Origin of the sequence: Leptospira noguchii serovar Panama str. CZ214, assembly GCF_000306255.2 — a bacterium.
GTDB classification, from domain to species: domain Bacteria; phylum Spirochaetota; class Leptospiria; order Leptospirales; family Leptospiraceae; genus Leptospira; species Leptospira noguchii.
This window is the reverse complement of record NZ_AKWY02000019.1, coordinates 196180-210938: the sequence shown is the minus strand read 5'-3', so window position 1 is coordinate 210938 and position 14759 is coordinate 196180. Positions and strand designations below refer to the sequence as shown.

General features: G+C 36.8%; 13 protein-coding genes and 1 tRNA gene. 5 read left to right on the top strand and 9 right to left on the bottom strand.

The annotated features are described in order from the left end of the window. Positions 1 to 21 precede the first annotated feature (21 nt). From LEP1GSC059_RS08465 to LEP1GSC059_RS08450, 4 genes are all read left to right on the top strand, one after another. The gene (locus tag LEP1GSC059_RS08465) at positions 22 to 366 is read left to right on the top strand and encodes a P-II family nitrogen regulator (protein WP_000767694.1); all 345 of its coding nucleotides are present in this window, start codon (positions 22 to 24) and stop codon (positions 364 to 366) included. 786 nt (positions 367 to 1152) lie between these two features. After that, complete coding sequence (locus tag LEP1GSC059_RS08460; protein ID WP_036057359.1) at positions 1153 to 3183, top strand: DUF4178 domain-containing protein; 2031 nt, start codon at positions 1153 to 1155, stop codon at positions 3181 to 3183. Positions 3184 to 3763: 580 nt separating this feature from the next. Beyond that, positions 3764 to 3958, top strand: coding sequence for a hypothetical protein (locus LEP1GSC059_RS08455; protein WP_002176970.1), 195 nt, complete (start codon positions 3764 to 3766; stop codon positions 3956 to 3958). Between the two features lie 7 nt (positions 3959 to 3965). Beyond that, complete coding sequence (locus tag LEP1GSC059_RS08450; protein ID WP_017213932.1) at positions 3966 to 5462, top strand: polyamine aminopropyltransferase; 1497 nt, start codon at positions 3966 to 3968, stop codon at positions 5460 to 5462. Between the two features lie 364 nt (positions 5463 to 5826). Here the strand turns inward: LEP1GSC059_RS08450 and LEP1GSC059_RS08445 are convergent, their stop codons facing one another. Next, positions 5827 to 6021 carry a hypothetical protein gene (locus LEP1GSC059_RS08445; RefSeq protein WP_002176983.1) on the bottom strand — a complete coding sequence of 65 codons (195 nt, stop codon included), beginning with the start codon at positions 6019 to 6021 and terminating at the stop codon, positions 5827 to 5829. A gap of 1121 nt (positions 6022 to 7142) precedes the next feature. Between LEP1GSC059_RS08445 and LEP1GSC059_RS08440 the strand changes: the two genes are divergently transcribed. Continuing rightward, the gene (locus LEP1GSC059_RS08440) at positions 7143 to 7532 is read left to right on the top strand and encodes a hypothetical protein (RefSeq protein ID WP_017213931.1); all 390 of its coding nucleotides are present in this window, start codon (positions 7143 to 7145) and stop codon (positions 7530 to 7532) included. A 650-nt stretch (positions 7533 to 8182) separates the two neighbouring features. Here LEP1GSC059_RS08440 and LEP1GSC059_RS08435 read toward each other — a convergent pair. The 8 genes from LEP1GSC059_RS08435 to LEP1GSC059_RS08400 all read right to left on the bottom strand — a co-directional run bounded on the left by LEP1GSC059_RS08435 (position 8183) and on the right by LEP1GSC059_RS08400 (position 14718). Continuing rightward, entirely contained in the window at positions 8183 to 8653 is a 471-nt protein-coding gene (locus LEP1GSC059_RS08435; protein ID WP_002177010.1) for an EVE domain-containing protein, read from the bottom strand. Beyond that, positions 8650 to 10617: an ATP-dependent zinc metalloprotease FtsH gene (ftsH, locus tag LEP1GSC059_RS08430; RefSeq protein ID WP_002176974.1), complete on the bottom strand. Its 1968-nt coding sequence runs from the start codon at positions 10615 to 10617 to the stop codon at positions 8650 to 8652. Before ftsH ends, LEP1GSC059_RS08435 begins: the two co-directional genes overlap by 4 nt. A gap of 151 nt (positions 10618 to 10768) precedes the next feature. Next, a complete protein-coding gene (pth, locus tag LEP1GSC059_RS08425; RefSeq protein WP_000767698.1) occupies positions 10769 to 11332 on the bottom strand; it encodes an aminoacyl-tRNA hydrolase in 564 nt (187 codons plus the stop codon). A gap of 46 nt (positions 11333 to 11378) precedes the next feature. Then, positions 11379 to 12017: a 50S ribosomal protein L25/general stress protein Ctc gene (locus tag LEP1GSC059_RS08420; RefSeq protein WP_017213928.1), complete on the bottom strand. Its 639-nt coding sequence runs from the start codon at positions 12015 to 12017 to the stop codon at positions 11379 to 11381. Positions 12018 to 12034: 17 nt separating this feature from the next. Then, positions 12035 to 12973, bottom strand: coding sequence for a ribose-phosphate diphosphokinase (locus tag LEP1GSC059_RS08415; protein ID WP_002146990.1), 939 nt, complete (start codon positions 12971 to 12973; stop codon positions 12035 to 12037). Continuing rightward, complete coding sequence (locus tag LEP1GSC059_RS08410; protein ID WP_017213927.1) at positions 12970 to 13728, bottom strand: sugar phosphate nucleotidyltransferase; 759 nt, start codon at positions 13726 to 13728, stop codon at positions 12970 to 12972. The genes LEP1GSC059_RS08415 and LEP1GSC059_RS08410 overlap by 4 nt, the downstream gene beginning before the upstream one ends. Before the next feature lie 25 nt (positions 13729 to 13753). Further along, positions 13754 to 13829: transfer RNA gene (locus LEP1GSC059_RS08405), tRNA-Gln, on the bottom strand. 4 nt (positions 13830 to 13833) lie between these two features. After that, on the bottom strand, positions 13834 to 14718 hold the full coding sequence (locus tag LEP1GSC059_RS08400) for a 4-(cytidine 5'-diphospho)-2-C-methyl-D-erythritol kinase (protein ID WP_020980629.1): 885 nt from the start codon (positions 14716 to 14718) through the stop codon (positions 13834 to 13836). Positions 14719 to 14759 lie beyond the last annotated feature (41 nt).

Genomic DNA, 14759 nt, shown 5'->3' with positions numbered 1-14759 from the left:
AATTTTAAATAAGGAGATTCTATGAAATTAATCGTTGCCATCATTCAACCTCACAAATTAGAAGAAGTAAAATCGGAACTGACCAAAAACGAAATTTATAGACTTACCGTTAGCGACGTACAGGGTTACGGTCAGCAAAAAGGAAAAACGGAAGTTTTTAGAGGCCACGAATACCAAGTGAATCTTTTGAGAAAGGTTCGATTAGAAATTGCAGTGAACGACGAATTCGTAAAACCTACAGTAGACGCTATTCTAAAAGCAGCAAAAACAGGAGATGGTAAAATCGGAGACGGAAAAATTTTTATTACTCCTCTCGAAGATGTAATACGAATCAGAACCGGAGAAAGGGGAAGTTCAGCAATCTAATCTGAAATTGTAGTGGTTATCGTAAAAAGTTAGATTGCAAATCTATATCTTACAGACCTATTTCTAAAATTTTGGGAAATCTTACTTTAACTTGAGTTCAATCTAACTGACATAAAAAAGATTGAATGCTGTACTTAAGCAGTGTAACTTTTTGCGAAAGTAATTGAGGCACAAACGTTCTTTCAAACTCATCGCCTCACTCTCAACTTAATGCATCACTTCTTGAATGCCGATCCCCAGAGAGGCATTCGCTGAGTTTGTTCGACAGATCGTATTCTATAACAAAAATGAATTCTCCATCAGTTTCCGTTTTATAGGAACTGTCGATGGAAGCAGTTTTGTTAATCTGAACTAACGTGAGTTAACACGAAAGGGATCAATGTAAGAAACTCAGCATCTTGCGCCTTGGACACTCGACAAAATCGCGTTCTATTAAAACTAAAGATGACATGTTGTATAGTATTTCCTATATACAGTTGATTGACCAAAGCGAGAGCCGGTCCGGCTGCCTATGGCAAGCCGGATTCGACAAATTTTTTACACCAAACGCATGTTATTCAGAAGTCTAAACAGGTTTTCCGTTTTCAAAAAAGATCTTTAAACGTTTCGAGCAATTTTTGAAGTAAGATTGATTTTGAAAGTCTATACAGATTTTCATTTCAAACAAGTTCAGAGATTCTTAAATCAAAGTTCTTAAAAGTTTAAAGAGCTTTTTGCGAAATTTTTCCGACACATTTTTTAGAAATTCAGATGACAAGGATTTCTTCTTCCATACAACCGATCCTTGTGTTAGAACTGAGTTGTCCGAATTGCGGAGCACCCATTCCGTTTCAAAGTAAGGTTTCCATTTACGGAGTTTGTCCGAGCTGTAAAACTTTAACCCTTCAAAAAAATCAATCTCTCGAAAATATTGGAAAAGCAGGAGAACTGATACCTGATCTTTCTCCGATTCAAATTGGAACTTCCGGCAAAACCAAAAACGGAATCTCTTTTAGAGTTGTAGGAAGAATTCAACAGAAGTACAATTTAGGTACTTGGAACGAATGGTACGCTCTTACTACCGAAGGAAATTCTATCTGGCTTGCAGAAGCGCAGGGTCAGTATATGATCACACAACTTCGTCCTACCTCTTCAAAAGAATCATTTCCCGAACACGACCCGATCCAAGATTTAGATTCTCCTCCGGACGTTTATTTTATTTCTTCTAAAACATCTAAACAACTTGTAACAGCAGGAGATACTCTCCGAATCGAAGACGAACCTTGGATGGTAAAAGAAATCGGTCTAGCGACTTGTATCGCTGGAGAAGGAGAACTGCCCATCGGTTTTGAAACAGGTTCCACTTCCGTTCTTATAGATCTTGCCACAGACGAAGGTTGGTTTGCTACATTAGATTATTCTCATACTCCCCCTTTGTTTTTTAAAGGGATGTTATATAATTTTGATCAGATTCAATTTACAAATCTTAGAGATCCAAAAACTTTTACAGGATTTCAAAAATTACAAGAAGCCAAAGCAATCCAGTGTATGGGCTGTGGAGCTTCTTTAAATCAAAGAAGTCCTGACTTTTCGAAATCCATTGCGTGCGAATATTGTGGAACCGTAATGGACACAACTCGGGAAGAATTGAAAATTCTTTCTAAATTTCAAGAAGTGATTAAGGACCGAATTTTTCTTCCACCTGGAACCAAAGTAAAACTGAAAGGAAAAGAATGCGAAGTATTTGGAGTTGTTAAAAAATCAGTTCACGCAGAGGGACAGATTTTTCCTTGGACAGAATATTTGTTACATTTTACAGGCGGCTACTATTGGTTAAATGAAACCAACGGACATTGGACAGTCTTTGAACCAGTACCGTCAATTCCAAGAACCGTAGAAGGATCTTATCCGCCTAAAAAGAAGTTTCAAAAAGAAGAATATAAATTATTCAACTCTTCCACCGCAGGAATCGATTTTGCTTTTGGTGAATTCTATTATAAAATCCACGCAGGGGACAAGGCAGAACTTGCAGATTTTATCGCACCACCTAAAATGCTTTCTTCGGAAAGAACCCAGAACGAACTATTCTGGTCAATTGGAGAATACATTTCTACAGAAGAACTTAAAAAATCGCTCCAGGTAGATGTGGAACTTCCAGTTCCAGAAGGAATCGGAACCGCACAACCAAATCCATTTACAATCATCCGAAAACGAAACATAAAGATCGCGGCTTGGCTTTCTACAATTATGCTGATCGTTCAAATTGGTTTTTGTTGGAACGCTCAAGATAAGGAAGTTTTTAAAAAAGATTTGATATACGTTCGTAATCCAGCTCCCGGTGGAACAACAGACATTTCATTTGTAACAGAAACATTTCGATTAGAAGGTGACGACAGAAAGAACGTTGAAATTCAGATGACTTCTCCAGATATTTCTAATCATTTTATTTACTATTCACTGGCGTTAATCAATACACAAACGGACATAGCATATGATACCGGCCTTGAAATCAGTTATTATGAAGGATATGAAGACGGTGAAAGTTGGTCCGAAGGAAGTAAATCCGCAGATATCATCATCGGAGAAGTTCCAGCAGGAGAATATTATCTCAGATTAGAATCCGAATCCGATTATCCTCAAGGGAAAGGAGCAAATATTTCACTCAGTATCAAAAGAGATGTGGATCGATCTGGATATTACTTTTTATTTTTACTGGCTCTCTGGCTCCCAGTACCTTATTCTTTATTTAGAAGTTTTTCTTTCGAAGCTTCGCGAAATGAAAGCAGCGACTTCGCACCGAATAACTTTGAAGATGATGATAGCAATGATGACGATTGAAAGAAATATACAGTTAAAGGATCTGTTTTAAAAATTTTAAAATGTGGAAATTCAGCAATAAAAGACTCTGCTCAAAAACTTACAACGCCTTCCGGAACCTAATTGTATTTTATCAGAAAGATCAACATAGGTTATTCAACGTTTCGTTTTCTATAGACAAGCGAGATGTTCTCTCCTTGACATATTCTCGTAAGAAGGGTCCTAACATTGAATTTCTTTAGAACAAGTTTTTATAATTTAATCAAGAAACGAAACGTATTAGAATTAGTATATATATTTTTTTTCAAAACTTAGATTTGCCAAGATAGGATTTTTACCGTGGTTTTCAAGATAAGCATAGATCTCGCCTTAAAAAATAAAATCTGTAGGAACTACTTTGTATTATTACTCAGAGTTTATCTATTCATAAAGAAACGCAATTTGTGGGAACTATCACAGTTTATTAATATTAACAGAAAGATAATTTTTACCCAAATCGATAGAAAAACTCTAACAGACCGATCGACCTTTTTAAAGTATTTTGAATATACTCAATTGCATTTTTTCTATTACTTACAACAAAACTAAAAGGAACATTTCAATGAATTTAGTAAAACGACTTTTATATCCCGCCTACGTACTTGGGATTTCAGGTTATCTAACGTATAATAACTTTTATGGAAGAGGTTCCAACGAAGTAGACGAAGTAGAAAATGTACCCAAAACGGTAAGGGAAAATCCTGGGGTTTACCGTTCTCATTATACAAATTTTATGAGATATTCCGGAGGCAAGTAGAAACGATTTGCAAACAGCGCTTTACATATCGGTCTTAATCATATCTTCTTGCGGTCTCGTTTATGAGCTGTTAGCTGGAACAATCGCATCTTATTTATTAGGCGAAACTGTAACACAATTTTCACTCATTATAGGAACGTATTTATTTTCTATGGGAGTAGGATCTTGGTTGTCCAAATATTTGGAAAAAGATTTGATCCCCAAGTTTTTGGAAATCGAACTCGCAATAGGGCTCGTAGGAGGATTTAGTTCGACGATACTTTATTTGAGTTTCGGACAGATTCGATATTTTCAGATACCGTTATTCTTACTTGTGATCTTAGTAGGAATTTTAGTAGGGCTCGAAATTCCAGTATTGTTAAGAATATTAAAAAAAGAACTACAATTCAAGGAACTCGTATCGAGGGTTTTAAGTTTAGATTACGTAGGAGCATTACTCGCATCGATCCTATTTCCAATCTTTTTTGCCCCAAAGTTGGGATTAATACGAACCGGGTTTATATTCGGAATTTTGAATGTAGGAGTAGCACTCTGGGGAACTTGGGCGTTACCCTTAAGATATAACAAAACGATTTTACTAAGAGCACAATCAGTCGTAGTATTGACCTTGTTAATTTTAGGATTTTCTTATTCGGATTTGATCACATATTATAGCGAAGAATCCTTATATACAGATGAAATCATATTATCTAAACAAACTCAATATCAAAGAATTATAGTAACACGATGGAAAAACGAAATTCGACTTTTTTTAAACGGACATTTGCAATTTTCATCTAGAGACGAATATCGTTATCATGAAACCTTGGTTCATCCGGCACTACTTGCACATCCTGCTCCGAAAAAGGTATTAGTACTCGGGGGAGGAGACGGATTAGCAGTTCGTGAAATACTAAAACATAAAAATGTGGAATCTGTAACATTAGTAGATTTAGATTCCGCTGTGACAAATTTGTTTACCGAACATAGAATATTAAAGGAACTGAATGAAGAAAGTTTAAAGAATCCAAAAGTAACCGTGATCAACACGGACGCATTCGTATGGCTGGAGGAATCGGACCAAATATTTGATGTAGTATTGATAGACTTTCCGGACCCGAGTAATTTCTCCTTAGGGAAATTATATACTACTGCATTTTTTCATACTTTAAAAAGGAGAATGAACGAAACTTCCGTGTTGGAAATACAATCCACTTCTCCCCTCTTCGCTCGATCGTCTTATTGGTGTATAGAAAGAACAATAGCTTCTCTTGGATTTCATACTTTGCCTTTGCACGTATATGTCCCTTCCTTCGGAGAATGGGGTTTTGTACTCGCGGGACAAAAATCAATACGATTCAAAAAAGACTTTCCCGAAGATCTCAAATTTCTGAATATTCAAGAATTAGAATCTATTCAAGTATTTCCACAAGATATGTCGCGTGTTCCAGTTGAAATCAATCGGTTAGACAACCAAGCGCTCGTAAGATATTACGATCGAGAATGGAATCGGATCCTAGATTAAAAACAATCAAAACAAAACGTAATCCGAGTTCACCTTTACATCATAACTTATTTTTTCCGTAAAGATAAAATGAAGGGCGGATCCTGTGCGACTTCAATTGTAAAAACTAAAATCTCCGAAAAAAACAGGACCGCGCCCTCAGCTCTGGTCAAGAAATTAAATTCCATTGACTTAATATTTTATTTTTATAATATTAATTTCTTGACCCCGCCTCGGTCGCTTCCGCGTCGCAAACGCAGATTTTTTTAGTTTACGAAAACCGAAGGAGCACATCTCAACAAATCAAACGAATAAAAAAATTCCATATCCAATAAAATACTCTCAAAATAAGCTCTAAACAAAATTCAAGGTAAATTAAAAAAATCTAACTTTCTTCGATTTCGTTCTGAATTTCTTTAGGTAACCAATTCCAAATAACATGATAATAGAGTTCTTTTGCTTCTATATAATTTTCTTTCACAAACTTTTCAACAAATTCCAAATTTTGATAAAACAACGGCTGATGCATACAATTATGAACGTTTTCTAAAAATTTAAAAACACGTTTTACTTCGTCCAAAGGAATTTCGACTTTTTTATCACTTGGTAATTGCTCCTTGTACTGTTACTGGTATCAAAACTTATCCAAAATTTTGTAAGAACTTTTATAAAACCTAAAAGAAAAGCTTAACTATGAAGATAAATAAAATAAATCTACATTCATTCAGATATATAAAATTACTCATAACTATATAATAAATACCTAATTTTTTGCACGGAATCAGTGTTTTGTGATAAAATGAACGGTACTCAATTTTATAGAGATCAGTAGTATCCAAAGTAAATTTTATGATTTTACCAAGATGAAAAAGTTCTCAAAAATTGAGCCTAACCCGGATTTATTGTTTTTTGTAAAGAGTTCGCACAATCTAACTATAATAGAGTTATTGAAAAATTAATTCTCCATCAGTTTTTTTGCATGGAAACGATCGATTAAAACAGTGTTGCAATCTAAACTATGGATTTTTCAACAACTCTATTATACGGCTTAATCTGTGGGAGCTCTCACAAATTTTATAGTTAAACTTTGAAAATTGTGGAACTATTACAAAAAGAATCATCGTCCAATCAGATTTTTACACAAAATCGCTGTTTTGCGGTCATCATCAAAGTTTAAATCCCATTTTAACGTAAGTTCTGATTGAGAAAAAATTTTCTAAAAGTATAAGTTACTACAATTTTAAAATTGATTCTTAAAATCGTGGTTTGCAGTAGTTCCCACATTTAAAGAATCAATCTGTAAAGTTCAGATTCCAACTTTTTTCAAAACCACCGGTTCCTGACGCCGAGCTCACGTTACTTATAATAAACTTAAAATGTAGGACCTCCTTCAAAAAGCCAATCAATTGGAGTTAAATGCAATTTTTTGAAAACGTCACATTTTTGGTAAAATCGATCTGGAACTTTTAGTACTATTTTCATACGTTCGAATAATAAATGAAAATTGGCTTAAAAATATTAAAGAGGTCTAGAATTATCTGGAGAAACTTCTACATCCAGTAATCGTTTCTATTTCTTCTAAGATTGACAGAATTCTTTATAATAAAAACCTAAATAAACTTGAAAATGAATACATAAAATCAGAATGTATGATTTAAAAATTATATGAGTTTCAAAATAATTTCTACACAGAGGCATTAAATGAAAAAAACAGTCTGTACTTTCACAATTTCTTCTATTACGTTATCCTTTCTGATTAATCTCACTCTATCTGCACAACCGGAAAGGAAAACCGAAACAACGGTCCACGACTTTATGGAAGACTATACTAAGCCAGCAATCAAAGCTGCCAAAAAAGGAAAACCGGAATACATAGAAAAAATCTTAATAGAAATACCAAGTTTTGCACTGGAAGAACAAAAAGCAAAGTGGACTGAAATTTCTCAAGAAGCTTTAAAAACAAAGGACTATGAGCAATCTTGCAAGTCTTGTCACAAAGAATTTAAGAAAGAATATAAAAAAACATATCGCAAAAGACCAATTCAAGTTTCACCAGAATTGGTTTCTTATCTAAAAGGACTTAAAAAATAAGTTTTAATTATAACGCGAAAGGGATCAATGCGGGGAATTTAGCAGAACGCTCTCTCGAACTCAGCGTCTCTCTTCTGGAAACTCAATGCATCGCTCCCTATGTGTCGCTCGACAAATCGCGTTCTAAATTGAAATACGACAATAAAGCGTATAACGACGTTCTTATATACAATTTATTGACCAGAGCTGAGAGCCCGGTCCGACTGCTATGGCAGTCGGATTCGCCCAGGTTTTTTCTTACGTCGAACCCACGTTAATTAGAATTTTATCTCAAGGATATTTAAAAAAAGATAAGAGAACTTTTAAAACACAATCAATACTAAATGAGATAATTTCTGTGAGAACTCTCACAAATCATAATTTTACAGATAAACCCCGAATGTAGGAACTACTTTTAGAAAGTTCTTTTTCATTTTCTTACGCCAAATATGCTGTAAACCAAACTGCAGGAGTTCCCATATTTTATTTTTTACGGAAAAATTAGGTTTTAGAAAAAAAAATTTTACGTTTAATTCGTGTTCAATTAATTCGAACACCAAGATTCAAGAAAAGTAGTAAGTCCTCTGCATTTTTAAGTTTCGAAGCAAACATTTAATCTCTGCAACTAACTCATATTAAATGAAAGGCAAAATATTAGAAAAAGAATCCAATCAAAGTTTCACACCTGCAAGCTCCAAAATAAACTGAAACTCGGTGGCAGAGACCGGTTGAATAGAAAGTCTGGAACCTTTTTTTAAAAGCACCATATTCTTCAACGGTTTGTGTTTTTTCATTTCATCCGTTGTAATTGGTGCTGAAAATTTTTTTTTGAATTTAATATCCACCATATACCAGGCAGGACTTTCAGCCTTGCTCTTAGGATCAAAGTATTTATGAGAAGGATCAAAAGCAAAATGATCAGGATAACCAGGCTTTACTACTTCCGCAATTCCAACGATCGAAAGTGGATTTGCCCTGCTATGATAAAATAAAACCAAATCTCCTTTTTGAACAAGATCTCGCAAATAGTTGCGAGCCTGATAATTTCTTACACCTTCCCAAGGTGCAGTTTTAGAAGGAGAGTTGTAAAGATCATCGATCGAAAAGACGTCTGGTTCCGTCTTAAACAGCCAGTAATTCATTCCATTCCGGCGTTATAAGCTGGGTTCGTCTTAATCCCGTTCTGTTTTTTAGATTTTACTGCTTTTTCCGGTTTTTTTTTGGCCCCTTCTTCGTTTGCAGGATGAACAATCGTCATCAATTCATCATGAGAAATCGTTTCCTTAGCAAGAAGAGCTTTCGCCAAACCTTCAAACTTAGAAGCGTTTTTGCGAACTAAATCCCGTCCTTTGTTCAAACAAGTTTGAATAATTTCACGGACTTCTTTATCAATCATTGCAGCAAATTCTTCAGAATAATATTTACTGCTATGGCCCATATCTCTTCCGATAAAAACGTTGGTTTGATCGCCACTATAATTTACGGTTCCAAGTTTTTCGGACATTCCCCATTCGCAAACCATCTTACGCGCGATATTCGAAGCTTGTTGGATGTCGTTGCTGGACCCGGTAGAAGTAACACCAAACTTAAATTCTTCGGCAATAAATCCACCCATCGCTACTACGATCTGATCCAACCAATAGGTTTTAGGAAGGATGTGTTTATCTTCTTTTGGTAAAGACTGAGTCAACCCAAGAGCGCGACCTCTCGGAATGATCGTAACTTTATGAACCGGTTCGGTATAAGGAAGAAGAGTCCCCAGGATCGCATGTCCCGCTTCGTGATAAGCAATAACTTCTTTTTCTTTCTCAGAAATAAAAAACGATTTTCTCTCAGGACCCATCATCACCTTATCACGGGCCTCTTCCAATTCTTCCTGAGTGACTCTTTTTTTATTTTTACGAGCAGCAAGTAATGCTCCTTCGTTAATTAAATTAGCAAGATCCGCTCCAGTGAAACCGGGAGTTCCTCTTGCAATCGAATGAAGAGAAATATCACTGGTCATAGGAACTTTACGAGAATGAACTTTGAGAATTTCTTCTCTGCCTTTAATATCAGGAAGATCCACCATTACTTGGCGGTCAAAACGACCTGGACGAAGAAGAGCCGGATCTAAAACGTCTGCACGGTTTGTAGCCGCCATTACGATCACACCTTCGTTCTTTTCAAAACCATCCATCTCGACAAGCATCTGGTTTAGAGTTTGTTCTCTTTCGTCGTGGCCTCCCCCCAGTCCGGCACCTCTCAAACGACCCACTGCGTCTATCTCGTCTATAAAGATAATACATGGAGAATTCTTTTTGCCTTGATCGAATAGGTCTCTAACTCTCGAGGCTCCGACCCCGACGAACATTTCCACAAAGTCAGAACCGGAGATAGAGAAGAAAGGAACTCCCGCTTCTCCTGCAACGGCTCTTGCAAGTAAAGTTTTACCGGTTCCAGGAGGACCAACTAACAAAACACCCGTGGGAATTCTCGCACCGATCGCATGAAATTTTTTAGGATCTTTAAGAAATTCAATGATTTCGACTAATTCTTCTTTTGCTTCTTCACAGCCCGCCACGTCCTCGAAGGTGATTTTTACTTTCGGATCCATAGTCATTTTCGCTTTGGATTTACCAAAGGAAAACGCTTTGTTTCCGGTAGACTGGATCTGTCTCATCATAATAAACCAAAAAAGACCGATCAAAATTACGATGAGAAGGATATTACTTCCGATCACACTCCAGAATTTTCCTTCTTCCGCAGAACGAGCGTCAAAAGAAACGTTAGCTCTTCTTAAAGAAGCAATTAAATCTTTGTCTAAAGGAGCAACCGTCGTTCTAAACTTAACTGGTTTAGCGGTTTTTGAATCAGCATACTCGGAAGGAATATAATAACCTTCGATTACATCTTTTTCAATTTGAATTTTGTTATACTTATCAACGTTTCCCTTATATAATTTACCGAGAGGTTTTTTGCCTTCTACCGGTTCTAACATATTCAAAAAGTCTGAATAGGAGATATCTTTGGTAGCGCCTGCGTTATTTTCGTAGTTGTAGGCGATGATCAAAACGACCATCATAATAATTAAAACGAAAAATACGTTTTTTAAATTTTTATTCATGGGGTTCTCCCTTTAACTTAGACGCCTGTGAGATACACAAAACAGGCAAGAGGTTCCTTCCGATAGAATTTCACGTTTCTTCAAAAAGGCAAGGAAGAATTAGTGGAAACCCCTAAAAGGAGATCACAAAAAATCAGCAGATTGATCTATATCAAAGATGATACTTTTCAATTACGTCGTCTATATCTCCAAGAGAAATAGAACGAATTGCAGCTTCCGCATCATTGATGATCTGAATCAAACTTAGGTTTTCCATCGGTTCAAAATCTTCTTTCAAAAAAGATTCCCTATTTTTCAGATTGAATCCGTCGTTTTGAATGCCAATTCGAATTCGAATGAAATTTGGAGAACGAAGAGATTGAACAATGGACTTTACTCCTGGATGATCTGTCTCTTGAGTTCCTTTATCGACAACGATTCTACCAAGAGGGAGAGTCCAGTCTTCTTGAATGACTAAAATTTCTCCCACTTGGATTTTAAGAAACGAAGCGATATATAAAACGGATTCTCCCGAAAGATCGCTAAAAGTTTGAGGTTTTAAAAGTACAACTTCCTCTCCCTCAAAATCACCTCGACCAATCAAAGACTTTTTCTTTTTGGTCTTGATTTCAACATTGATGTTATTAGCAATAACATCTAAAATTTTGAAACCAATGTTTGAACGGTTGTTGTTGTATCTGTCCCCTGGATTTCCGAGTCCGACGATCAGCTTCATGAATACCTATTCTGTTTATCAGATTCGATCTGATGGAAATTTCGTATTACTTCTTACCTTTTTTAGCTTTAGCGTCGTCTGCAGAGGCGCCTTTAGCTTCCGCTCTTTCAGCGGCAAGAAGAGCTTTCGTTTTATTCACGGAGGTAACGATCGGATCACCGTTAATTAAAATTTCCCAACTTGCAGGAACTTTCAATTGGCTGATTTTAATCGAGTCACCTACATCGAGTTCAGTGACGTCTATCGTAAGATTTTCTATAAGATCCTCTGGGATAGTTTTCACTCTGATTTCGTGAATGATATGTTCAAATTGACCTCCGGTTTTGGAACCTTTTGCAACTCCGGTGGTTTCGATACCGATTTTGGTAACGATCTTTTGGCCTGGCACAACTTTATAAAAATCAACGTGACGGATTCTATCGATTTCTGGAAATCTTTGAATTTCTTTCACGAAAACTTTTTGTGCCCCTTGACCTTCAACATCGAGTTCAATCAAAGTTGATTGTCTGATACCGGAGTGAACCATCTTTTGAAGTTCTTTTTCGTTTACTGCTCCGGAAATAGCAACTCCGCCTCCGATAATATTTACCGGAACCATTCCGGAAAAGCGAAGACGGTTGTTTTCATTTTTACCTGTTGTTGTTCTTTTTTTAACTGCAATTTTGTGAATCGTGTTCTGGCTCATTCTTATATTACCTAACCTTAATCGAATAACGTACTTACGGATTGATTTGTATGAATCCTTTGAATCGCATTTGCAAACAAAGGAGCTACGGATAATGATTTCAATTTGTTAATTTTTTTAGACTCAGGAATTGCGATCGTATTCGCAAGAACAACTTCAGAGAATTGAGTAGAATTGATCCGATCCACTGCTTCTCCAGAAAGAACTCCGTGAGTCGCCGCGCAATAAACGGATTTAGCTCCGTGTTTTAAAAGTGCGTCCGCGGCTTTGCAAATTGTACCTGCGGTGTCTATCATATCGTCTAAAAGAATACAATTTTTTCCTTCTATTTCCCCAATCACATTCATTACTTCTGAAACGTTCGCTTTGGGTCTACGTTTATCAATGATCGCAAGAGAACCATTTACTTTTTTACCAAAAGCTCTGGCTCTTTCCGCGCCGCCCGAATCTGGAGAAACGATTACTAAATCTTCGATTTTCTTAGTATTAACGTATTCGGCTAACACAGGAGCAAAGTGAAGATTATCTACAGGAACTCGAAAGAATCCTTGGATCTGATCCGCGTGTAAATCCATAGTCAAAATCCGATCCAGTCCGACTACTTCTACCAGATCCGCAACAACTCTCGCGGAAATGGGAACACGAGGTTCTACTTTACGATCTTGACGACCATAACCATAATATGGAATCACTACGCTGATGCTGGACACGGAAGCCCTACGAAGAGCGTCCATCATTAGAATTAATTCCATCAAATGATCGTTAGCTGGAGCTGAAGTAGATTGAACAATAAAAACTTCTTTTCCGCGGACGTTATCTTCGATCTTAACCGAAATTTCTCCATCAGAAAATTTCTTTAGATTAATTTTACCGGACTGAATTCCTAAATGAGTACAAATTTCTTCAGTGATTTGTTTATTAGAACTTCCTGCAAATACAGCAATATCTCCATTCATAGATGGACTGCCTCCCCTTTAATCAAAGCGGAAAGCATCTGTAAATCTTCGGGAGAATTTACGCCATGACTTTCAAGATGATTTTTGAGTTTCATAGCGCCTAGTTTTTTGCCGGAGTTTCTATATAATTTCACTAAATCAGGAAGATAATATTCACCCTGGGCATTCTGATTTCCAATTTGCCTAAGAGAATCGAAAAGACCTTCTCCATCAAACACGTAAGTTCCAGTGTTAATTTCGTTGATCAATTTTTCTTCGGCAGAAGAATCTTTTTCTTCTACGATAGCCGTAACATCACCCGATGTATTGCGGATGATTCTTCCATATCCTGTGGGTTTTTCTACAACTGCAGAAAGAATGGTAGCGGAGAATTCGTTTTGTTTATGTTCTTTAACTATGTTTGTAAAAGTTTCGGAAGTAATCATCGGAACGTCCCCACAGGCAACAATCACAGATCCGTTAAAATTTTTTAATTCCGTTTCGGCGCAAAGAAGAGCATGAGCGGTTCCAAGTTGTTCTTTTTGTTCAGCAAAAGTAACACCTGGAATCCCAGAGCAAAGAGACTGAACCAATTCTTTTTTGTAACCTACTACGACTACGATCCGTTCAACACCAGAACCTTTTAAATGATCGAGTACGTGTAGAAGCAGCGGTTTGCCATTGAGTTCTACCGCAACCTTGGGCTGATCCGTTTTCATGCGGGTGCCTTTCCCTGCGGCCAATACCACAGCGACCTTATCCTGAGTAGGTTTCATCTTTAATCTATGTTAATAATTTCATTGGCTGGGCTGCTAGGATTCGAACCTAGGAAATGGCGATACCAAAAACCGCTGCCTTACCACTTGGCGACAGCCCAGTTTCTAAAAGTTAAATCGTACGAATGTGAGATTTGAGAATTCCTGCCTAAGCCTTTGCAACAGTTCTTCTTGGATCTCGAGCCCCTGAACCAGCCCGTACATACTCGAACCAGAACCGGTTAAAGAACAATAACTGGATCCAAACTCCAGAAATTTGTCCTTGAGAACTCCCAATTCTGGATGGAGTTGGAAGGCAACCGGCTCAAAATCATTCCAGAGCCTACCCTGAAGAGAGCTCCAATCTCCATTTTTTAGGATAGAAACCAGATTTTTCGACAGAGTGTTTCCATTTTTCTGAGAAGCGCTCTCTTGTAAAGGTTTTTTCAATAAGGAGTACATTTCCGACGTGTTCATCACTTGCGGAGTTAACGCAAGTATTCCTTGTCCATGATGAACTTCTATTTCTTCCAAAATTTCTCCCTTTCCAGTAACGAATGCATGTCCTTCGCTTAGAAAAAAAGGAACATCAGAACCAATTTCGGCCGCGAGAGCAAACATTTCATCGGAAGTAAAAAAAGGATAAAAAAAGTTTAACAAAGAAGCCGCATTCGTACTTCCTCCTCCAAGACCACCAGCCGGAGAAATCCGTTTTGTAAGATGAATTTTGACACCCGGGAGTTCTGGAAAAAGAGATCTCGTCTTTATAAAGGTTTTATAAAGAATGTTTTTTTTAATATCGCCTATCTCGGAAACCCGATCATATAATTTACGTTTTTCTAATATAATTTTATTATTGGAGAAAAGTTCAAAAACTCCGTTAGATGCAGGTTCTATTTCTATATCATCGCCCCAAGAAATTTTTAGAAATACACTTCGAATTTCATGAAACCCATCAATACGTTTAAACGGAATTTCTAATCCAAGATTAATTTTAGCAGGAGAAATCAATACCTACTCCCTGGCAGTTTATGAAAAAAAATGGAAACCGA